A 21,765-nucleotide genomic window follows, 5' to 3' on the forward strand; every position below is an offset into this window, starting at 1 on the left:
TTCCTAAAAATAAGGGTAGCAAACTAAAAAAAGGCTAACGCCAAAGATTTAAAAATCTTTATGCGTTACAGCCTCTATCTATTATTTAAAATTCTTTAAAAAACGTTCTACTCCACCCATATCTACATATTGTTTAGCAAGATTCAAGATGTTGTCATCTTCAAAATCTCCCCCTATAAATAAAGCCGTATCCATAATATCTTTTGTTAAACCTATCAAAACATCTTCTCCTAAATCTTGTGTTATTACTTGTTTTACTATTTCTTTACATCTTTGTACATCTTCTTCTGTTTTTTCGATTTGTGTTATACCTTCCATGTTATTCTCCTTTTGTTAGTTGTTCAAATACAAAACTCGCTATTTTAAGTCCTGCACTACTTGGTACAAAACTAATACTACCTGGTGTTCTATCTTGTGTTTGAATTGGTAATTCTTTTGAATATAAAACATTTGTTTTATATATCCCTCTGTTTTTTAGTTCTTTACGCATTACTTTTGCTAGTGGACAAACACTTGTTTTATCAATTGTTGTAATTTCAAATAAACTAGGATTTAGTTTATTTCCTGTTCCCATGGAACTAATAATAGGAATATTTCTTTGATTACAAGCTTCTATTAAAGCTATTTTAGCTTTAATCGTATCAATAGCATCTACTACATAGTCACAACCTTCTAGAATATATTCTTTATCTTCTCCTGGTAAATAAAACATATCGAAACATTCAATATGAATATTTGGATTAATATCAAGGCATCTAGCTTTGGCTATTTCTACTTTCTTTTTTGCAACAGTAGAATGCAAAGCATATAATTGGCGATTTATGTTTGTTATATCCACCACATCATGATCCACTAATACTAGATTTCCTATACCAGCACGACATAATGCTTCTACTACATAACTACCTACACCACCTAATCCTAATATTGCTACTTTCTTTTGTTGCATTTGTTGGATTGGTTCTTCTCCAATAATTTTAATTGTTCTTGAAAACTGTTCCATATCACTCCTACTTTCTAGTACATTCTAACAAATATACGCTATGAAAAAAAGTATACGTTTCTTTTTTTATCATTCACATTCAAAAAAATGAATAATTTCCTCAATACTAACTGGTTTCATATCATTTGCATCTACCCCAACATCATATCTTTTGAATCCTTTTTCTTTATTGTTTACGTTATATTGTTTTTCATTGTGTTGGTGCCCATGTAGATGATATGCCCCTCTATAATATCCATCCCACTCTTCTATAGGATAGTGAAACAATACAAAGTATCTATTTCGATATTCTAATATCTTATAGTTGGTAACTTCTTCTAACAATGACTTATCAAACTCGTTTTGTTTATAAAACTTGTCATGATTTCCTAGTATTAAATGAATACGCCCATTCAACTCTAATAAGATATCTGTTGTTTTTTCAGCTCCTTTGAATGACAAATCTCCCAAAACATAAACATCATCTTCAACTCCAACAACTTTATTCCAGTTTTTAATAAGTTTTTTATTCATATCTTCCATATCACTAAATTTTCTATCTTTCATCTTAATTATATTTTTATGATGAAAATGTAAATCAGCTATAAAATAAATCATTTTACCACCTCCTATATCTAAATATATATTATCACTATGAATTGACTATAGAAAGAAAAAAAGATAACTATTACCTAAGTAATTGTTATCTAAATTTATTTATTTATTCATAATCAACTGTATAACCACGCATATCTAGCTCTAGTTTTTGGACTTGCCAATCATTGATTAACTCCCCTAAACTATCTTTTATACGTACTACACCCATTGTATCATCTTCACGAATAACAGCCATTAATGTTGGTCCAGCACCAGATAAATAACATCCTAAAATATCTTTATCCGCTTCTAGAATCCCCATAATTTCATCATATCCTTTAATTAGATTACCACGATAAGGTTGATGTAAACGATCTTTAAATCCAAACTTCAACCCTTCATCATAACCATTAATTAAAGAAGCTACTAATAAAGCTAAATAAGAGACATTTGCGATTGCATCTTTTCTAGGTAATACATCTGGTAAAACAGCTCTAGACTCCGCTGTAGATAGTGTAAATGGTGGTATTAATGCTACAAAACGATAGTTATGTTGCATTGGTATATTTAAAGTCACTACTTTATCTTGGTCCATAACTGATACTGTCATACCCCCAAAAATAGCAGGTGCTACATTATCTGGATGTCCTTCTATAGAAGTAGCTAAATCAACAATAGCTTGACGATCATTTGCATTATCTTTTAAGGCATAAGCCCCAACAATACCAGCAACAATACAAGTAGAACTACTACCTAATCCTCTTGTATAAGGAACATCCCCACTACATTCAATCGTTACTCCTTTAAAATCTAACCCACAATGTTTTGCAGCATCTTTAAAAGATTGATAAGTCATATTTTCTTCATTACAAAATTGTTGTGGACATCCTTTTATCTCTAAACCATCATTAGTAAGTTCAAAGCTAAATGTATTGTATAAAGTTAAGGCTAATCCAGCAACATCAAATCCAGGTCCTAGGTTGGCACTAGTAGCAGGAACTCTTACTTTTACTTTCATTATTTTTCTCCTATTTTTTTCTATTTCACTACGAATATAATCTAATATTTCTGTTTTATCAATAGATTGAGTATGTAATACTTCTCTATCTTTTAAGTTTACTAATGGTTTAGGAACAGATACTTTTGTATGTTCATATAATGCATCAATCGCATCTTCTACTTCTTTCATTTCTCCTGTTAAAGCATAATATACTGATTCAGGGAATTTATAAGGAGATGCAGTTGCTAATACTACTGTTTTTGTTTTATCTTTTGATGTTTCTTGGTATTTTTTATAAACACCATAACCAATAGCAGTATGTGTATCTAATAAATAATTTGTATCTTCATAACATGTTTTCACTGTTTCTAATACTTCTTGTTCACTAAGCATTCCTGCTACAAAGTTTTCTTTAATCGTAGCTAACGTACTATCATCTACTTTATATATCCCAGTTTCTTTTAACTCTTCCATATAAGCATTTACTTTTTCACCATCTTTATTTGTCATAAACCAAACAAATCTTTCTAAATTACTAGATACTAAAATATCCATAGCTGGAGCATTTGTTTTATAGAAATCTCTATTTGCATCATAACTACCACTACTAAAGAAGTCTGTTAAAATATTATTTTTATTAGAAGCAATAATATATTTCTTTACTGGTAATCCCATCATTTTTGCAAAATAACCAGCTAATGCATTTCCAAAGTTCCCACTAGGAATACAAAAATTAATTTCTTGTCCTAATTCTATTTCTTTATTTTGTACTAATTGACAATAACTATAGAAATAATACACAATTTGTGGTACTAAACGTCCTACATTAATTGAGTTTGCTGATGATAAGAAAACTTTATGTAAATCACTAGTTTGTTTTAATTCTTCATTACCAAAAGCTACCTTAACTGCACTTTGAGCATCATCAAAATTCCCTTGAATTCCTACTACATCCACATTATTTCCTGTTTGAGTAATCATTTGTAACTGTTGAATTCTAGAAACACCATCTAATGGATAAAATACTTTTAAAGAAGTTCCTGGAACATCTTTAAATCCTTCTAATGCTGCTTTTCCAGTATCTCCAGAAGTAGCTGCTAAAATCATAACTTCTCTTTCTTCTTTTAATTCTTTTAATGACAAAGTCATTAAATAAGGTAACAAAGATAAAGCCATATCTTTAAAAGCTGCTGTTTGACCATGGAATAACTCTGCAATATAAGTATCTCCTGCTTTTTCTACCGGTACTACTATATCAGGAAATAAATCTTTTCCATATGCTTGCAAACAAGCATCCTTAATTAATTCTTTTCCGGCCTCTGGTACAAAGCTAGCAATAATCTCTGTTGCTAGTTCATGATAAGGTTTATTTAATAATGTAGTAATATCAAAAGTTGGTAATTCAAATTCAGGTACTAATAATCCTCCATCATTCCCAATTCCTTGTACGATTGCTTGATAAAAATCAATTGGTTGTTGTTTATTTCTTGTACTTACATATGTTTTTTCCATTCGTTTTATTCTCCCAGTCTTAATTTTAATAAATTGTATACAATTTATTATTCAATGTCAATTCATTCGTAAGTTTTTATGACTCTTTTTTATTATTTTATTTTCTTTTTCTGCTTTGATTGACAAGACTTTAGGAACATGGTAGAGTCTATTTGCGATGAGCTATAATTTTGCCTATTTCTGATTCAAATAGGACGTTATAGCTCTATTTTTTTGGAGGAAAATTTATGAAACAAAACAATATGGCGACTCAGCCAGTATTTCCATTATTATTAAAAATGTCATTACCACCGATGTTATCAATGTTAATTCAATCACTCTATAATATAGTAGATAGTATGTATGTTGCTTATTTAGGAGAAGATGCCCTTACTGCTATTTCTTTAGCTTATCCTTTACAAAACCTTTCTTTAGCTTTAGCAGTTGGTTTAGGGATTGGTGTCAATGCCTTAATTGCTCGTAATTTAGGAGCAAATGATCATGAACGTGTTAATGTTATTGCAAGTAATGGTTTGGTGATGACTTTATGTCATAGTTTATTATTTGTTGTAATTGGTTTGTTTGTTACTGCACCATTCTTTCAGTTATTTACCGATAGTGCTAGTGTCTATCAAGGAGCGATTGTTTATGGACGTATTGTATTAATATGTGCTATTGGTCAACATATGCATTTGTTTGTTGAAAAGATGTTTCAAGCAACCGGTAATATGATTATACCAATGCTTTTACAATTAGTAGGAGCTTGTATTAATCTTATTTTAGATCCTATTTTAATTTTTGGTTATTTTGGAATGCCTGCATTAGGTATTATGGGAGCTGCTATTGCAACCGTAACGGGTCAAATTTGTACTGCTTTATTAGCTATTTATTTATTACATAAAAAACAAAAGAATATTCATTTTAATCGTACTTATATTAAGATAGAAAATATAAAACTAATTTATTCAATTACTATTCCTTCTTCTATTATGCTTGCCTTACCTTCTTTATTAATATCTATATTAAATGCATTACTAGCAACTTTTAGTCAAACAGCAGTAGCATTCTTTGGTATTTATTACAAATTACAAACATTTATTTATATGCCTTCTTCTGGTATCATCCAAGGGATGAGACCATTAGTAGCCTATAATTATGGTGCTAAAGAATATGAACGTGTCCATAAAATTATTCATACAGCAGTGGCATGTATTGGTTCTGTGTTATGTTTAGGAACATGTTTATTCTTATTTTTCCCAACATTTATATTGTCCATGTTTAACGCAAATCAAGCAATGTATGATATAGGGATAAATGGGCTGAGAATCCTTTCTATTGGATTTATTTGTTCTACTTTAGGATTTGGTTTGTCTGGGGTGTTTGAAGCACTGGGGAAAGGGATTTATTCTATGATCGTATCTTTTTGTAGACAATTCTTTATTACGATTGTGATTGCTTTTGTAGGAAGTTATTTCTTTGGGGTAACTGCTATTTGGGTTGCATTTATTGTGGCAGAGATATGTGGAAGTATCGTTGCTTTTGCATTTTATAAACATTTACATTTAAAGTAAAAGAGAAGACTTTTGTCTTCTTTTTTTGTGTTTAATAGAAATTTTACGTGTGAAAACTTTAATTATTCGAATATCTGCATATATATTGACTATTGTATACAATAATGCTATGATGTCATAAATTAGAAAACCAACACATCGAGTTGGTGTTTTTTTAAAGGAGTCGGGATATGAAAATTGGGGTAATTGGACTTGGGACAGTCGGTTTTGGAGTAGTTGATATTTTATCAAAAGAGAAGGATCGCTTAGCTAAAGCAATCCAAGAAGAAGTAGTATTAAAATATGCTTGTGGTTTAGAAGAAATAGAGTTACCAGAAGGAATTCTTTATACAAAGGATTATAAGGAAGTAGTAAATGATCCTGAAGTAGATGTAGTAGTTGAATTAATTGGAGGTACTACTATTGCAAAAAGTATTATCTTAGAGTCTATTTATAATAAAAAACATGTTGTAACAGCTAATAAAGCTTTATTAGCTCATGATGGAAAAGAAATATTTAAAGCAGCCAAAGAAAATAATGTCCATATATTTTATGAAGCATCTGTTGGTGGAGGAATACCTGTTTTAGTAAGTCAAAAGGAAAGCTTTATCGCTAATAATACATTAGAGATAGCAGGTATCTTAAATGGGACAACTAACTTTATCTTATCTTTAATGGAAAAAGATAACTTATCTTTTGAAGAAGCTTTACAAATAGCAAGTGATTTAGGTTACGTAGAAGCAAATCCAGCATTGGATTTAGATGGAGTGGATGCTGCTCATAAAATAGCAATCCTAGCAATGAACGGCTTTGAAACATATGCTCCTTTTGATGATATTCAACCATCTGGTATCCGTAATGTTACCAAGTTAGATATGGATATTGCATTCAAACTAGGTTATCGTATTAAACTAATTGCTCAAGCTAAATTAGTTCCTGGTGGCATTGGAATTGATGTTGGGGCAACACTTGTAAGTTTAGAGTCTTTAGTAGCAAATGTAATGGGCTCTTATAACGTAGTTGAAATAAATGGTGACTATGTTAATGATATTGTCTACTATGGTCGTGGTGCTGGAAGACACGTCACTGCTAGTGCTGTTGTTAGTGATATTATGAAAACAGTACAAGAAAGACGTTGGAATCATGATTATAAAGAAGGTACTAAGGTGTTCCCTATTACCTTATCAAAATACTATATTCGTTCTTCTAGTGTTCTACCAATTGAATTCTTAGAATATTATAGTGAAAAAGATAATCATGTTTATATTGTAGATGAAATAGAATTATCAAAATTAAAACAAAAATTAGAAGGGTTTGAATATGTATTATTCAAAGTAAGAGGATAAACAATGAAAAAATTAAATGTTGCTATCGTTGGTGCTACTGGTGCTGTCGGTGAAGAAATGTTACGTTGTATTTATGAATTCAACTTTCCTTTTGAAAGTTTAAAACTATTAGCTTCATCTAGAAGCAAAGGAAAAGAAGTTGTTTTTAAAGAAGATACTTATATTGTCGAAGAACTAACAGAAACAAGCTTTGAAGGTGTTGATGTTGCTTTCTTTGCAGCTGGAGGAAGTATTTCAGCTAAGTTTGTCCCTTTTGCCATTGAAGCTGGATGTGTTTGTATTGATAATACAAGTCATTTTAGAATGGATCCTGAAGTACCTTTAGTAGTACCTGAAGTAAATGCTTATGCATTAAAAGATCATAAAGGAGTTATTGCAAATCCAAATTGTACTACTATTCAAATGGTTAGTGCTTTAACACAATTAAATGATTATTTTGATATTGAACGTATTATTGTTTCTACCTACCAAGCTGTATCAGGTGCTGGTGTTGCTGGTATGGAAGAGTTATATCGTCAATCAAGAGAAGTATTGGATGGACAAGAGCCTGTTGCTAAAACATTACCTTGTGGTAGTGATAAGAAACATTTCCCAATCGCATTTAACTGTATTCCTCAAGTAGATATGTTTGATTTAGATTGTGGCTATTCGAAAGAAGAATTAAAAATGGTCAATGAAACAAAGAAAATATTTAATAAAGATATAAAAGTAAATGCTACTTGTGTGCGTGTACCAGTACTTAGAGGACATAGTGAGAGTGTTTATATTGAAACAAAGAAACCAATTGATATGGATAAAGTAATGGAATTATTAGGTAATTCTCATGGAGTTGATTTGTATGATGATTTAACAAATCAAATCTATCCAATGGCTAACTTATTTATTGGAGATGAATTAGTTCATGTTGGGCGTGTTCGTAAAGATTTACATAATGATCATGGTTTGAATTTATGGGTAGTAGCAGATCAATTAATGAAGGGTGCTGCTTATAATTCAGTAGATATTGGATTAAAGATGATTGAAATGGATTTATTATAGGATATCTTCGATATCCTTTTCTTTTACTAAAAAACACAAAAAGCAATCTGCTCTTTGTGTTTTTATTATTTTATTGGTAAACAAATAGTAATAGTAGTTCCTTTATTTAATGCACTATCAATTTCAATAAGTCCATTATAATATTGAACAATATGTTTTACAATTGATAATCCTAAACCTGTACCTCCAGTAGCCTTATCTCTACCTTTATCAACACGATAGAATCTTTCAAATATACGTTGATGATCTGCTAATGGAATACCAATACCAGTATCTGCTACCTTTATCTTTACATAACCGCCTTCTTCAAAACAACTTACAGTTACTTGTCCAGATTCTACATTATATTTAACTGCATTAAAGATTAAGTTATTAAATAATTGATGAATATGTTGATGGGAACAAATATATTCTATTTCTTCACAATGATTTTTAATCATAATATGACGTTTATCTGCTTCTACTTGTAAACTAGCAATTACTTCTTGAGCTACTAAATGAAGTTGTATTGTTGTTCTTTCTTCAATAAAGTCTTTGTTTTCTAAACGAGAAATAGTAAGAATATCATTAATTAAACCTTCCATATTAGATACTTCATTTTGAATCTTATCTAATGCGGTTTGACGCATTTTTTCTTGATCAATAATACCTGTTTGTAATAATTCACTATATCCTCTAATAGATGTCATTGGAGTTTTTAATTCATGAGATACATTTGTAAAGAATTCTTGACGCATCTTTAATTGATTTCTAGCCATTGTTTCATCCACAAATAAAACAGTTATTCCATATTCTACTTTATTAATATAACAAGCAAAAATAGCATTATCTTTTTTAATATCGACTACTTGTTTTTCAATAGTAACCTTTTTGAAAGCTTCTAATATCTTTGGTTCAAAAATATAATCCAATGCTGATCTAGATATTTTCATATGTTTAGAGAATATCTTTTGTGCTTGTTTATTTACTAATAGAATAGTAAAGTTATCATCCAAAAGAATAAATCCTTCATTCATATTATCTAATATTCCAGTAATCTTCATCTTTTCTAAACGCAACTTATGAACACCATCTTTAATCATCTTAGATTGACGAACAATTGCATCTGTAACCGTATTATATTCTTCAAAAGGATATTGCCTAAAACTTACTCCTTCAAAAACATTCATATTCTCTACACGTTCACTAATTTCAGTTACTGGTAAAGACAATCTTTTTGCTAATGATCTAGCTAAGATAATAGCTAATAATAGTGCCATACATAAACTAGTAAGTGATGGTATTAATAAAAGATCTAAGTTATCAAAGATACCACTATATTCAATAGATAAACGACATACATATTCTCCATTAAAATAGGCAACATACATTAAATTAGTTTCTAATGTTTCTGAATAACGAATACTCATTCCTTCTCCAGATTCTATTGCTTCTATTACTTCATCACGATCACTATGATTTTCTAAATCTTGTTCATCTGTATCTGCTACTACATTACCTTCTATATCAATAACCGTAATTCTAGTATTTTCACCATAAGTAAGAGGATTCATAGCATCAATTTGTGCTTGTAAATCTTCTTCAAAATCCAATTCATATTCCACTAACTTAATAGCAAATAACATGTCTCTTTGAGACATGTCTTGCCATAATGATGAAACCATTAGATTTAATATCAATGTACAACTCAATAAACAAACAACAACTAAACTTACAAAATATTTTAATATTGCTTTATTCATTCTTTTGACTCTATAAAACGATATCCGACACTACGTAATGTCTTAATGTACTTTGTACCATCATCATCTAACTTTCCTCGAAGGGCACGAATGTGCACATCTAAAGCTCTAGATTCACCAACAAAATCATATCCCCAAATTTCATTTAATAATTCTTCTCGTTCTACTACTCGTTGGCTATTTTCTAATAAATAAAGTAATAACTGATATTCTTTGTTTGTAAGTTCTATTATGTTATCTTGTTGTTTTACTGTACGTGTATCTTTATCAATTGATAAAGATTGTGTTTTTAAGGCATTTGATTTTTTTACTTTACGACGAAGTAAAGAACGAACACGAGCAGATAATTCTAATACACCAAATGGTTTTGTTAAATAATCATCCGCACCTTTATCTAATCCATTTACTTTATCTATTTCACGATCTTTTGCACTTAAGATCAAGATTGGTAATTCTTTGTTTGATTCACGAATTTTTTTAATAGCCGTAATTCCATCCATTTCTGGTAGCATTACATCAAAGATTGCTAGTTCTGGAGCTTGATTCGCTATTTGTTCAAGAGCATCCATTGCATTATCAAAAAGCGTAACATGATAACCATTACTGCTTAATGCAAGATCAATTATCTCTCTTATATTCTCGTCATCCTCTATTACAAATATACGTTCATTCATCTCCAATTCTCCTCTTCTATAATAATCTTTTGTTATTTAAATTACCAGTTTCATTAAATTCAACCCATTCACAAATATTAACAGCATGATCTCCAATTCTTTCTAAATATTTAGCAATCATTAAAAAATCAATACAAACATCTGCTTTTTCTGGTGTTTCTTTTAATATTTCATTTAATTCTAATTTTACTTCTTTAAAATAAGCATCTAATTGATCATCTACTTTTTTAGTAGCTTTGGCTAATTCTAAATCACCTTTGGTAAAAGCTTCAATAGAATCTTTTACCATTCTTTTTGCTACACTAGCCATTGATGGAATATGTTCTACCATTTTAAATGTATATTCACCATCTAAACTAATAATTAATTCTGCAATATCTGCACTTTGATCTCCAATTCTTTCTAAGTCAGTAACTACTTTTAAAGCAGAAGATACATTACGTAAATCAGTTGCTAATGGTGTTTGACTTAATAATAAAGATAAGCATCTAGCTTCAATTGATCTTTCACAGTCATTGATGATTTTATCATGGTCAATAATTTCTTTTGCTAATTCTTTGTCTTGTGTTTTAAAAGCAGTAATGCAATCTTCAATTGCTGTTACTACTAAATGACACATTTTATTTAAGTCTACTGTTAATTTATTTAAATCTCGTTCAAATTTTGTACGAATCATAATTTTCTCCTCTTTTTAGATAAATCATCTCTATAATTATACTACTAATTTTTAACCAAATCTACCTGTAATATAGTCTTCAGTACGTTTGTCTTGTGGTCTTGCAAAAATATCTTGAGTAGGACCATATTCAATCATTTCTCCTACTAAAAAGAATGCAGTATAATCAGCAATACGACTAGCTTGTTGCATGTTATGAGTAACAATAGCTATTGTATATTTGTCTTTTAAATCTAATAATAATTCTTCTATTTTTAATGTTGAAATAGGATCTAATGCACTTGTTGGTTCATCTAAAAGAATAACATCTGGTTCTACTGCTAATGCTCTAGCAATACATAAACGTTGTTGTTGTCCTCCAGAAAGACCTAAAGCACTTGTATGAAGACGATCATGTACTTCATCATATAAAGCAGCAGCTTTTAAGCTTTCTTCTACTATAACATCTAATTCTTTTTTGTTTTTAATTCCATGAATTCTAGGACCATATGCTACATTATCATAAATAGTCATTGGAAAAGGATTTGGTTGTTGAAATACCATTCCTATTTTCTTTCTTAATACTGTAGTATCCACTCTAGAATCATAAATATCTTCTTCATCTAAAATTACTTCTCCAGTAATTTTACAGCTTTTTACATAATCATTCATTCTATTTAATGTCTTTAAGAATGTTGATTTACCACATCCAGAAGGACCGATAAATGCAGTAATACTATTTTCTTTTATATCTAAATTTACGTTTTTTAACGCATGTTTTTCACCATAATATAAATCTAAATTACGGGCTATAATTTTATTTTCCATTTTATTCACCTTTAGTCTATTCTATTTACATCAAATTTCTTTGTAATCCATTTTGCAAGTAAGTTTAAGCATAATACAATTACAATTAACACTAATGCAATAACGTTACATAAATCAAAGTTTGCTTTTTCTAACTGCAAGTATAAGTCTACTGTTAATGTCGCTGCACTTGAAAACAAGTGAGAGAATATTCCTGTAGGTAATACTTTCCCAGAACCAGCTGTATAAATTAAAGCAGCAGATTCAGCTACAATTCTACCCATTGCTAAAATCAACCCTGTTAAAATACCAGGCATTGCACTTGGTAATAAAACAGTACGAATCATATACCATTTTGTAGCACCAATTCCTAATGCTGCTTCACGATAACTTTTTGGAACATAAGTTAATGCAACTTGGGTACTACGTATGATGGTTGGTAGAATCATAATAGCAAGTGTAAATGATCCTGTTAAGACAGAATAATTAAGTCCAAATACATTTCCAAAAAATAACATCCCAAATAAACCAAAGATAATAGATGGTATACCTGATAATATTTCTGTTGTAAAAGAAACAACTTCTACAAACTTTTTGTTTTGTGCATATTCTTGTAAATAAATAGCACTTGCAATTCCAATTGGACAAGCAATTACTAATGTTACAAAGATAATATATAATGTATTAATAATAGATGGTAATAAACCATCAATTTTATATAAAGTACTAGGTACTTGAATTAGATATTTCCAATCAAATACAGGTACTCCCTGATAAACAATATATCCTAATATTAACGCTAAGATACCTACTGCTAGTAAACTAGAACCTTGAATTAAACCAAAAGTAATCGTATCAATTCTACGTTTTTTACCATCAAATATACTTTTACTAGTCATGTAGATCTCCTTTCTTAATAATCGTTGTTAAGATAATATTAATAACCATAATAAATACAAATAACACTAAAGCGATTGCATATAGTACACTCATATGGGTACCAGTTGCATATTTCATGTCCGTTACAATTGCAGTCGTTAAGAAACGTACAGAATTGAATGGCCATGGGAAGTTTACTACGTTACCTGCAACCACACAAATAGCCATTGCTTCTCCAATTGCTCTACCAACACCTAATACGATAGCCGAAGCAATCCCTGTTTTAGCAGTTGGTAAGACAACTTTAAATATTGTTTGCATTTTACTAGCACCTAATGCATAAGAGCTTTTACGGAAATCATCCGGTACTGCTTGTAATGCTGTTTCTGTTATATTGATCAAAGTGGGTAAAATCATGATAGCTAAAACAATAACGGCAGATAATAAGTTGGCTCCACCTGTAAAAGTATGCGAAGAATCCCCTGAATAAATAAGCTTTTCTAACTTATACATCCAAGGATTTAAAACCATATAACCAATCATCCCGTAAACTATCGAAGGAATCCCAGCTAATAGCTCTACTGCTCCTTTTACTAGACCACGTGTTTTTGGTTTTGCTATTTCCGCTAAATTAACTGCTGTTAAAATACCAATTGGTACAGCTAAAATAACTGCCATTGTAACACCAATAATCGATGTTAAAATAATATATAAAATCCCATAAGATGGATCAGATGCAGTTGGCGCCCAATCAGTAGAAAATAGAATTTCTCCAAATCCTACTTCAAAAAATGTAGGTACACCCTTATAAAACATAAACGCTGTAATAAAAACTACGCTTACGATAGATACAACAGAACAGCCGCAAAATATCATTGCGGCTGTCTTTTCTACCATAGACTTAGTTTTTCTATTAGCGATAATAGATAACTTGTCTTTTTTCATGTATCGTTCTCCTAAATTACTCAGCTGAGATTAATCCTAATGTTGAAATGATAGCTTGTCCATCTTCACTAGAGATGAAATCAAATATAAATTGTACAGCTTCTGATTGTTCTTCAATAGTTCCTACTGTAGCCATTACGAATGGTCTAAATAATAAGTAAGTTCCATTAGAAATATTTTCAGAACTAGCTTCTGCTCCATCTAATGATAAAGCTTGAACATCTTCATAATCAGCAACAACATTTAATGATACATATCCAATAGCACCTTCTGTTTCTGTAACTTTCCCAATTACAGCACCAGTTGATTCGATTTCTTGCCCATATGCACATTCGTCTTCAACACCAACGATTTCTTCGAATGCTCCTCTTGTTCCTGAAGCACTATCACGTCCGATAACTACGATAGCCATATCTTCTCCACCAACTTCTGACCAGTTTGTGATTTCACCTTTATAGATTGCAGCTAAATCATCCATTGATAAATCAATTCCAGATGCATCCATATCAGCACTAACGATAACAGCAATTCCATCATAAGCAACAATGTTTTCAGTTAATGTTTCTAACTCTTCATCTTTTAAGTTTCTTGAAGCATTCCCAATATTAGCAGTTCCTTCGATAGCAGCAGCAGTTCCTGAACTTGATCCTGTGTATTCACAAGAAATTGTTAATTCTGGATTTGTTGAAGCTAATGTTTCAATAATTGATTCTACTAAATCTTCCATTGATGTTGAACCATTCATTGTAACAGTTCCTGATACAGCAGCAGTGTCATCTCCACTTTCACTGTCATCTGAGCTACATCCTGTAACTCCTAATGCAAGCATTAACACTAATGCTCCCGTTAATAATTTTTTCATTTTTATTTTCCCCTTTGGTTTTTTTAAAATTTCTTTCTTAGCTCTCTAAGACAGTTACTATATTACTCATTTTCAATACTTCTTAATAGCAATTTTCCATATACTTTATGTTAAGAATAGGTAAAGTTATAAAAAAACTAGAAAACTTTATTTGTTTTCTAGCTGATATAATGTATTTAATTGCAAAATTGTGTTAATTATTTCTTCTCTAAGGCTATTTGGAGCTAAAACTTCCATGTTTTTATTTAACATTAATAACCAAGCTACTAATCCTTGAGATTTAGTAACATCCATTATTTCTGCTTTATAATATCCTTCTACATCTTTCTTTACTTTAAAATTCTTACCAAATTGATTTACTACTTCTCTAGTTACCTCTTTTTTAAAACGAATCGTTAGATCAATCTGTTCATCACTGACAAACATATTAATAGCTTTATGAATATCTTGTGCCATATCATATTGTTCACTAATATCAATATATTCTGATTTATGCGTTTGTAATAAACGCATACGATCAATACGATAGGTACTTCTACTACCTTTTCTTTTATTAAAATATCCTATTAGATAATAATATTGTCCTTTTAATGTTATTTCATAAGGACTTACAATATAGATATTATTATGTTCTACATCATTTCCTTTTTTACTTTCTACTTCAATAAACTGTTTTCCTTTAATATTATAATCAACATAACGAAAAGCAATATTTTTCTTTTCACTAATCGCTTTTGTTAGAATAGTAATATTTAATAACAAACGACTATCTAAGCTTTCTATATTCTCATTAATAAAAAGACGATCTAATTGGTTTTGACTACTCATCGATAATAAACGATATTTTAAATCTTCTCGATCTTCTTTACTTAAATTAGGGTTTGATAGTGTGGCATCTAACATATATTGCATTTGTCCATCTGTAAAGTAATCATAAGATATATAATATCCTTTTTTTCTTTGTGCTAAAATATATTTGGTTTTTAATATAGGATAATAAAATTCATTAATACGACGAATAGTTTCATATACTGTTTTAATATCTACTTTCATTCCTTTTTCTAACAATAATGCTTGGATCCTTTTTGCACTAATTGGATCTTTCGATTCTTTAATAAATGTTAATACAAAATAACTACGTTCATTCATCTTAATGTCCTCCTAATGATAATGCATATTGTTTGGTAGTGTGTTTACATAACTTATGATATAAAAATGGATGTGTTGCAAATAATTCATCTGCATATTCTTCTATATCATTGCATTCTACTTGTTTTACATGTGGATATGCTTCTTTATGTCTGTTTTCGATACAATATATTTGTATTGCTAGTACATGATATTCTTTATGATTACAAGATTGACTAGTAGCGAGTAGTTCAATTACTTCTGCTAATCTTGATTGACTTTTATAGATTAAATGACGTACTAAACAATAGAACTGAATGTTTTTATCTTTTGTTTTCATTAATGTTTCAAATAATTGCCATTTATAATAGGCTACAGCTTGATGATAAGGTAATAAAATAGTTAGATAAACAATAGCTTCTTCTAATTCTTTTCCATCTTCTATTGTTTTAATATATTGTTTGAATAGTTTTAGTAGTTCTAATAATAGTTCTTCTTTTGATTCTAGTTGTTTTTTCCATTGAGATAGTTCAATAGAAGTATGTAGTAAATGATGTAATTCTATTTCATAGTCACTTTCTTTTGTTAGAAATAAAATATATTCTTTTATTTCTAACATTGATTTATATGTTGTTAGTTGATAGCTTTTGTTTTTCATCTTCGTCACCCCTTTGTTAAAAAGAGTATATCAAAGATTAAAAATAATTGTTTTTCTACTATTTATTTTAACACCGTTTTAATGGCTTTTAAATAAAAAAGTAACTCTATTTTATAGAATTACTTTCGATTATCTAAAAATGCTTTAATTTTAATAACTGCCTCTTTAATCTCTTCGATGCTATAAGCATAAGAAACACGAATAAATCCTTCTCCTGCTTTTCCAAAAGCAGTACCAGGGACACAAGCTACTAATTGTTCTTTTAGTAGTTCTTCACAGAATTGTTCTGATGTAAGTCCTGTTGATTTTATACAAGGGAAAACATAGAAAGCTCCTTGGGGCATAAATGTTTTTAATCCCATATCATTAAATGCTTTAACAATATAATTACGACGTAATTTATATTGTTCTACCATTTTTACAACTTCATTATCACAATTTTTCATTGCTTCAATAGCTCCATATTGAGCTGCAGTTGGTGCTGACATAATAACATATTGATGTATTTTATTCATTGCCGCAATAAGATCAGTATGTCCACAAACATATCCTAGTCTCCATCCAGTCATAGCATAAGCTTTTGAATAACCACTAATTAAGATTACTTGATCTTTTATTTCTGGAAAACTAGCCGGTGATACAAATTCTTGTTCATAACTTAATTCAGCGTAAATCTCATCACTAATTACAATAATTCCAGATTCTTTAATAATCGGAACTATCTTTTGATAGTCTTCTTTTGTCATAAACCCACCTGTAGGATTACTAGGGAAGTTTAATAAGATTGCTTTTGTTTTGTCAGTGATAGCTGCTTTTAATAATTCTGGTGTTAGTTTGAAATTATTATCTTCTTTTAGTTCAATCGTAACTTCTTTGCCACCAGCTAATTGTACTCCTGGTGTATAAGCAACATAACTAGGTTGTAATAGAATAACTTCATCTCCTGGATTAATTAAAGTACGAAAAGCGATATCAATGGCTTCTGATCCACCTACTGTAACAATAATATTATCTTCATAGTCATATTGTAATTGAAATCTTCTGTTTAAATATTTTGATATTTCTTGGCGTAATTGTGGTAATCCTTGGTTTGCAGTATAAAATGTTTTCCCTGTTTCAATCGAATAAATCGCTGCTTCACGAATACTCCAAGGTGTGTCAAAATCTGGTTCTCCCACACCCAGTGAAATAACACCTTCCATTTTACTTGCAAGATCAAAGAATTTACGAATACCACTAGGTGCAATCGATTTTACTTTATCACTTAAGACATCTTGCATATTCATTATGGAGTTACCAATAATCTTTCATTATCATCATAATTATCATCTGTATCTAAAATTACACCATTTTTCTTATATTGTTTTAAAACAAATAAAGTTGCAGTTCCTGTAACTCCTTCAATAGGAGCTAGTTTTCTACCTACAAAGTGAGCAATTTCTTGCATTGTTTTACCTTCCACATTTACTATAAATTCTGCAGCACTACCAGATAGTAAACTCATTGATTCTACTTCATTATACATATAAATTCTTTTTGCAATACGATCATAACCATGTTCTCTTTCTGGACTACAGCTTACTTGAATAGTTGCATGTACTTTTTCAGTACATGATTTATCCCAATTAATTAATGTGTGATAGCCACATATTACTTTTTTGTCTTCTAATTCTTTTAATGAGTTTGTAATTACTTCTTCACTTTCATTTAATGCCATTGATAAGTCTGTTATCGTACACTTAGCATTTTTTTCTATAAAAGATAAAAGGTCTAATTCTGTCATCATAAATTCCCCCTATATATTGAATTCATTATATACCATTTTTATAGCTAGGTAAAGATGCTTTTCATTCTCTATTATGATAAAATAGGCTTATATGGAGGTATTTTTATGGCTATTTATTATGTTGCAAGTTATGGGAAGGATGATTTAAAAGGGATCTATTTGATTGATTATGTTGATGAACAATTATCTTTGATTGGTCATCTTCCTACAAAGGATTATCCTAGTTATTTAATAAAACAGGAAGATAAAATATATGCTAGTTTAAAAGATGCTAGTAACAAGAAAAATGGTGGTGGAGTTGCTTGTTTTTCTATTCAAGAAGATGCTTTAACATTTACACAAAAGATAGATGGACTAGGAATATCTTATACGCATTTATGCATTAGTGATGAGCCAGCTTATTTATTTACTGCTAACTATCATGGTGGAACTACTTCTAGTTATCAACTAGATACTCCTAGTTATCCAATTCATTGTAAGGAACATCTTGGATCAGGTCCCGATGCCCTGCAAAGACAAACTAGTGCCCATGTTCATTGTGTTGGGATCACTCCTGATAAAGAATATCTATTTGCTGTTGATTTAGGAAGTGACAAGGTTGTTATGTATCAATATAAAGAAGGTATTTTAAAAGAAAACCCCTTACTTTCTTTGCATGTTACACCAGGTTCCGGTCCTCGTCATCTGATTTTTTCAGATGATGGAAAGTTTGCTTATCTTGTTAATGAAATAAGTAATTCTGTATGTGTCTATCGTTATGATGGGAAATTTCATTTTCTTCAAGAGTTATCTACCCTTCCCAATGATTACCAAGAGGTCTCTAGTGCTTCGGCTATCAAGTTATCAAATGATAATAAACACTTATTTATCAGCAATCGTGGACATAACTCCATTATGGCCTATGCTAGAAATAATCAAACCGGCTTATTAACTACACTTTGTTACACTCCTGTTGGAAATTGTCCTAGAGATATTTATATTACAGAAAATAATGATATTCTAGTTGGGGCACAAGATGATAATCGCATAGAAGTATATAAATTTAATGTTAATTTAAAAACGATTACTCCAACATACCACTATTTAGAAATACCTCAACCAGTATGTATTATCAAGTAAAAGAAGAAACTCTTATTGAGTTTCTTCTTTTCTTGCTGCTATTATTTCTGCTACAAATTGTTCGATGTTTTCTGTTCCATTTAAAGATGATTTCACTGTTAACTTTGTTTCTAACACCGTTATATTTTTCATCTTTTCTAATTTAGCCATTACTAGCTTATTTGCCATACTTGCCCAAGTACCATTTTCTACTAATCCAATCACACGATTTTTTAATCCTAATGCAACCATGTCTTCTATTAAAGCATCCATTTTAGGAAATATCCCATTATTGTAAGTTGGTGTTGCTAAAACGATCGTTTTACAACGCCACATATGTCCAATAATATAAGAAATATCTGTTTTTGATACATCAAAGACAGTTATGTTTTTTACACCTTGTTGTCCTAATTTATTGGCAAGAATATTTACTGCATTTTCAGTATTACCATAAATAGATCCATAAACAATCATCACATCTTCTTGTTCTGGTAAATAACTTGACCATAATGAATATTTCTCTACAAAATAAGATATATCTTTATCCCAAACAACTCCGTGTAGCGGACATAACATTTCTATTTCTAAAGGACTTACTTTTTTCAATACAGATTGTACTTGTAGTCCAAATTTTCCAACTATATTAGCGTAATATCTTCTAGCTTCCTCTAACCATGCATGTTTATAATCAATATCACTATTAAATAAGTTCCCATTTAAAGCTCCAAAACTACCAAAAGCATCACTACTAAATAATGCTTTTTCTTCTGGTACATAGGTCATCATTACTTCTGGCCAATGGACCATTGGTGCCATAATGAATTGTAATGTTGTTTCTCCTAATGATATTTGATCTCCTTCTTTTACTAATTGTAGGTGATTTGTAAAATCATAATTAAAAAATTGTTGTAACATAGGTACTGTTTTTTGTGTTGCAATGATTTTTATATTTGGGTATTGTTGGACTAAGTCTTTAATACAAGCACAATGATCTGGTTCCATATGTTGTATTACTAAATAATCTGGACTTCTCCCTTTTAATACTGATTCGATGTTTTCAAAGAATTGACGACTAATACTGTGATCAACTGTATCGATGATTGCAAGTTTTTCATCTTCAATGAAGTAAGAATTATATGCTACTCCATTTTCTACAGGAAAAAGATTTTCGAACATTGTAATGCGACGATCATCTCCACCGATATAATATATTTTATTTGTTACCTTTCTTATACATTCCATTGAACTTCCCTCCACGATTTGAATCATAACATAGTATATATAGGAATGCTAATTTAATGATAAAAAAATGGTATTTTATACCATTTTTTCTATCATTATTGTTTTTTATGTTGATACATTAATTCATCTGCTCTAAGACAAGTATCTTCTAAATCTTGATCGATCTTTTTGTCATACACGCAAGCACCAATAGAAATAGAACATTCCATATTTGGATATATTGTTTGAGAACTAATTTTTGAGGAACAATCATTCATGAATTGAATTAATTTTTCATCACTAGCCTCTTTTACAATGATTAAGAATTCATCTCCACCAATACGATATGCAACCATATTTTCTTTCATTGATTCTTTTATGCAATCTCCAACTAATCGTATATAATCATCTCCAGCACTATGTCCTAGTTCATCATTAACTTTTTTAAGATGATTGATATCTGCTGTAATAATACCAATGTCGCTAATCGAACCACGACCAGATAGATTATTTAAATCAACATCAAAAGCATTTCTATTCTTTAAACCTGTTGGTAAATCTTGAGTAGCCATATCCATATATAATGGATTTGATATTCGTTTAAAAATAGAAATAGATACGATACTAGCAAGTATTGATAATAACGTGATAATCAATGGAACAAACCCAATTAGATTTTGATAAGTTTCATAGATTTCACTAGCGTCAAACTCAATTCCTAAGACACCAATAATGGCACCAGTATCATCATGAACTGGAAAATAAGCAACAAAAATATCTCCCCAATCCGTATGAACAATCCCATCTGGTAAGACATATTCACCACTTAGTGCACGTTGCATATCTTCTATTATTTCTGTTTCTATGGCATCTCCAGGAATACGAAAATCTTGATCGGATTCTAATCCATCTATGACATAAATGAAATTACCAGAAGCATCTTCTTTTGCTGTATATAGATATAGTACTCCTGCACTATTTTTCATTTGTAATAAGCTATCTTTAGCTTCTTGATACAATGTAGTATCCATATCATCTATGGAATCGATAGATAAGAATGTATCCATATCCAATGTTTCTTCAACCGCATCATATAGTGCATAGACACGTTCTTCTAACGAAACCATCATTACTTGGAATGTAAAATTCCAATAAATAATAGATGTTGTTAATGTGGCAATAAAAGTAAATAAAAATACTATGATGGACACTTGTATGTCCACTCTTGCAATAAGTTTGCGGATACCTGTTTGACTCTTTGACATGATACCTCCCTATATGTTGTTATACAAAAATAATTGTTTAT

21 protein-coding genes are annotated in these 21,765 nt (G+C 30.1%); 4 read left to right on the plus strand and 17 right to left on the minus strand.

Features of this window, described 5'->3' with window-relative positions; translation table 11 throughout:
- Positions 1-81: 81 nt before the first annotated feature.
- From LRR82_RS08890 to thrC, 4 genes are all read right to left on the minus strand, one after another.
- Complete coding sequence (locus LRR82_RS08890) at positions 82-318, minus strand: hypothetical protein (protein WP_249029073.1); 237 nt, start codon at positions 316-318, stop codon at positions 82-84.
- Between the two features lies 1 nt (position 319).
- A complete protein-coding gene (locus LRR82_RS08895) occupies positions 320-1,003 on the minus strand; it encodes a tRNA threonylcarbamoyladenosine dehydratase (protein ID WP_249029074.1) in 684 nt (227 codons plus the stop codon).
- A 69-nt stretch (positions 1,004-1,072) separates the two neighbouring features.
- Positions 1,073-1,600 carry a metallophosphoesterase gene (locus LRR82_RS08900; protein ID WP_249029075.1) on the minus strand — a complete coding sequence of 176 codons (528 nt, stop codon included), beginning with the start codon at positions 1,598-1,600 and terminating at the stop codon, positions 1,073-1,075.
- Positions 1,601-1,703: 103 nt separating this feature from the next.
- Positions 1,704-4,091: a threonine synthase gene (gene thrC / locus LRR82_RS08905; protein ID WP_249029076.1), complete on the minus strand. Its 2,388-nt coding sequence runs from the start codon at positions 4,089-4,091 to the stop codon at positions 1,704-1,706.
- A gap of 227 nt (positions 4,092-4,318) precedes the next feature.
- On the opposite strand from thrC, the gene LRR82_RS08910 reads away from it, so the two are divergent.
- The 3 genes from LRR82_RS08910 to LRR82_RS08920 all read left to right on the plus strand — a co-directional run bounded on the left by LRR82_RS08910 (position 4,319) and on the right by LRR82_RS08920 (position 8,004).
- Positions 4,319-5,641 (plus strand): MATE family efflux transporter, encoded by a 1,323-nt coding sequence (locus LRR82_RS08910; RefSeq protein WP_249029077.1) that lies wholly within the window; start codon positions 4,319-4,321, stop codon positions 5,639-5,641.
- Positions 5,642-5,811: 170 nt separating this feature from the next.
- Positions 5,812-6,966, plus strand: coding sequence for a homoserine dehydrogenase (locus tag LRR82_RS08915; protein ID WP_249029078.1), 1,155 nt, complete (start codon positions 5,812-5,814; stop codon positions 6,964-6,966).
- Between the two features lie 3 nt (positions 6,967-6,969).
- Positions 6,970-8,004, plus strand: a complete 1,035-nt coding sequence (locus LRR82_RS08920) for an aspartate-semialdehyde dehydrogenase (RefSeq protein WP_249029079.1) — start codon at positions 6,970-6,972, stop codon at positions 8,002-8,004.
- Between the two features lie 65 nt (positions 8,005-8,069).
- On the opposite strand, the gene LRR82_RS08925 is transcribed toward LRR82_RS08920, so the two are convergent.
- The 11 genes from LRR82_RS08925 to LRR82_RS08975 form a co-directional block, all read right to left on the minus strand.
- On the minus strand, positions 8,070-9,746 hold the full coding sequence (locus tag LRR82_RS08925; RefSeq protein ID WP_249029080.1) for a sensor histidine kinase: 1,677 nt from the start codon (positions 9,744-9,746) through the stop codon (positions 8,070-8,072).
- Positions 9,743-10,420: a response regulator transcription factor gene (locus tag LRR82_RS08930; RefSeq protein WP_249029081.1), complete on the minus strand. Its 678-nt coding sequence runs from the start codon at positions 10,418-10,420 to the stop codon at positions 9,743-9,745. Before LRR82_RS08930 ends, LRR82_RS08925 begins: the two co-directional genes overlap by 4 nt.
- 16 nt (positions 10,421-10,436) lie before the next feature.
- A complete protein-coding gene (gene phoU / locus LRR82_RS08935; RefSeq protein ID WP_249029082.1) occupies positions 10,437-11,096 on the minus strand; it encodes a phosphate signaling complex protein PhoU in 660 nt (219 codons plus the stop codon).
- Positions 11,097-11,147: 51 nt separating this feature from the next.
- The gene (pstB, locus tag LRR82_RS08940; RefSeq protein WP_249029083.1) at positions 11,148-11,903 is read right to left on the minus strand and encodes a phosphate ABC transporter ATP-binding protein PstB; all 756 of its coding nucleotides are present in this window, start codon (positions 11,901-11,903) and stop codon (positions 11,148-11,150) included.
- An 11-nt stretch (positions 11,904-11,914) separates the two neighbouring features.
- A complete protein-coding gene (pstA, locus tag LRR82_RS08945) occupies positions 11,915-12,781 on the minus strand; it encodes a phosphate ABC transporter permease PstA (protein WP_249029084.1) in 867 nt (288 codons plus the stop codon).
- Positions 12,774-13,706 carry a phosphate ABC transporter permease subunit PstC gene (pstC, locus tag LRR82_RS08950; protein ID WP_249029085.1) on the minus strand — a complete coding sequence of 311 codons (933 nt, stop codon included), beginning with the start codon at positions 13,704-13,706 and terminating at the stop codon, positions 12,774-12,776. The genes pstA and pstC overlap by 8 nt, the downstream gene beginning before the upstream one ends.
- A 16-nt stretch (positions 13,707-13,722) precedes the next feature.
- Positions 13,723-14,568: a phosphate ABC transporter substrate-binding protein gene (locus tag LRR82_RS08955; protein WP_249029086.1), complete on the minus strand. Its 846-nt coding sequence runs from the start codon at positions 14,566-14,568 to the stop codon at positions 13,723-13,725.
- 147 nt (positions 14,569-14,715) lie between these two features.
- Positions 14,716-15,717, minus strand: a complete 1,002-nt coding sequence (locus LRR82_RS08960) for a helix-turn-helix transcriptional regulator (RefSeq protein ID WP_249029087.1) — start codon at positions 15,715-15,717, stop codon at positions 14,716-14,718.
- 1 nt (position 15,718) lies between these two features.
- On the minus strand, positions 15,719-16,354 hold the full coding sequence (locus tag LRR82_RS08965) for a hypothetical protein (protein WP_249029088.1): 636 nt from the start codon (positions 16,352-16,354) through the stop codon (positions 15,719-15,721).
- 119 nt (positions 16,355-16,473) lie between these two features.
- Positions 16,474-17,640 (minus strand): aminotransferase class I/II-fold pyridoxal phosphate-dependent enzyme, encoded by a 1,167-nt coding sequence (locus LRR82_RS08970; RefSeq protein ID WP_283162776.1) that lies wholly within the window; start codon positions 17,638-17,640, stop codon positions 16,474-16,476.
- A complete protein-coding gene (locus tag LRR82_RS08975; RefSeq protein WP_249030595.1) occupies positions 17,640-18,137 on the minus strand; it encodes an Lrp/AsnC family transcriptional regulator in 498 nt (165 codons plus the stop codon). The genes LRR82_RS08970 and LRR82_RS08975 overlap by 1 nt, the downstream gene beginning before the upstream one ends.
- 108 nt (positions 18,138-18,245) lie before the next feature.
- On the opposite strand from LRR82_RS08975, the gene LRR82_RS08980 reads away from it, so the two are divergent.
- Complete coding sequence (locus LRR82_RS08980) at positions 18,246-19,259, plus strand: lactonase family protein (RefSeq protein WP_249029089.1); 1,014 nt, start codon at positions 18,246-18,248, stop codon at positions 19,257-19,259.
- 12 nt (positions 19,260-19,271) lie between these two features.
- Here the strand turns inward: LRR82_RS08980 and LRR82_RS08985 are convergent, their stop codons facing one another.
- Together LRR82_RS08985 and LRR82_RS08990 are read right to left on the minus strand one after the other, a co-directional pair.
- Complete coding sequence (locus LRR82_RS08985) at positions 19,272-20,480, minus strand: FprA family A-type flavoprotein (RefSeq protein ID WP_249029090.1); 1,209 nt, start codon at positions 20,478-20,480, stop codon at positions 19,272-19,274.
- Between the two features lie 95 nt (positions 20,481-20,575).
- Positions 20,576-21,724, minus strand: a complete 1,149-nt coding sequence (locus LRR82_RS08990; RefSeq protein WP_249029091.1) for a GGDEF domain-containing protein — start codon at positions 21,722-21,724, stop codon at positions 20,576-20,578.
- Between the last annotated feature and the right edge of the window lie 41 nt (positions 21,725-21,765).

The sequence above is a fragment of the Tannockella kyphosi genome (genome assembly GCF_021054785.1).
Classification (GTDB): Bacteria; Bacillota_I; Bacilli_A; order Erysipelotrichales; family Coprobacillaceae; genus Tannockella; species Tannockella kyphosi.

Coding starts and splice junctions, on each gene's coding strand:
- LRR82_RS08920 (WP_249029079.1), top strand. CDS start 6,970: ATGAAAAAATTAAATGTTGCTATCGTTGGTGCTACTGGTGCTGTCGGT.
- pstB (WP_249029083.1), bottom strand. CDS start 11,903: ATGGAAAATAAAATTATAGCCCGTAATTTAGATTTATATTATGGTGAA.
- LRR82_RS08915 (WP_249029078.1), top strand. CDS start 5,812: ATGAAAATTGGGGTAATTGGACTTGGGACAGTCGGTTTTGGAGTAGTT.
- LRR82_RS08930 (WP_249029081.1), bottom strand. CDS start 10,420: ATGAATGAACGTATATTTGTAATAGAGGATGACGAGAATATAAGAGAG.
- LRR82_RS08985 (WP_249029090.1), bottom strand. CDS start 20,480: ATGGAATGTATAAGAAAGGTAACAAATAAAATATATTATATCGGTGGA.
- LRR82_RS08970 (WP_283162776.1), bottom strand. CDS start 17,640: ATGAATATGCAAGATGTCTTAAGTGATAAAGTAAAATCGATTGCACCT.
- LRR82_RS08895 (WP_249029074.1), bottom strand. CDS start 1,003: ATGGAACAGTTTTCAAGAACAATTAAAATTATTGGAGAAGAACCAATC.
- LRR82_RS08925 (WP_249029080.1), bottom strand. CDS start 9,746: ATGAATAAAGCAATATTAAAATATTTTGTAAGTTTAGTTGTTGTTTGT.
- pstA (WP_249029084.1), bottom strand. CDS start 12,781: ATGACTAGTAAAAGTATATTTGATGGTAAAAAACGTAGAATTGATACG.
- LRR82_RS08910 (WP_249029077.1), top strand. CDS start 4,319: ATGAAACAAAACAATATGGCGACTCAGCCAGTATTTCCATTATTATTA.
- LRR82_RS08955 (WP_249029086.1), bottom strand. CDS start 14,568: ATGAAAAAATTATTAACGGGAGCATTAGTGTTAATGCTTGCATTAGGA.
- thrC (WP_249029076.1), bottom strand. CDS start 4,091: ATGGAAAAAACATATGTAAGTACAAGAAATAAACAACAACCAATTGAT.
- LRR82_RS08980 (WP_249029089.1), top strand. CDS start 18,246: ATGGCTATTTATTATGTTGCAAGTTATGGGAAGGATGATTTAAAAGGG.
- LRR82_RS08890 (WP_249029073.1), bottom strand. CDS start 318: ATGGAAGGTATAACACAAATCGAAAAAACAGAAGAAGATGTACAAAGA.
- LRR82_RS08900 (WP_249029075.1), bottom strand. CDS start 1,600: ATGATTTATTTTATAGCTGATTTACATTTTCATCATAAAAATATAATT.
- pstC (WP_249029085.1), bottom strand. CDS start 13,706: ATGAAAAAAGACAAGTTATCTATTATCGCTAATAGAAAAACTAAGTCT.
- LRR82_RS08990 (WP_249029091.1), bottom strand. CDS start 21,724: ATGTCAAAGAGTCAAACAGGTATCCGCAAACTTATTGCAAGAGTGGAC.
- LRR82_RS08965 (WP_249029088.1), bottom strand. CDS start 16,354: ATGAAAAACAAAAGCTATCAACTAACAACATATAAATCAATGTTAGAA.
- phoU (WP_249029082.1), bottom strand. CDS start 11,096: ATGATTCGTACAAAATTTGAACGAGATTTAAATAAATTAACAGTAGAC.
- LRR82_RS08975 (WP_249030595.1), bottom strand. CDS start 18,137: ATGACAGAATTAGACCTTTTATCTTTTATAGAAAAAAATGCTAAGTGT.
- LRR82_RS08960 (WP_249029087.1), bottom strand. CDS start 15,717: ATGAATGAACGTAGTTATTTTGTATTAACATTTATTAAAGAATCGAAA.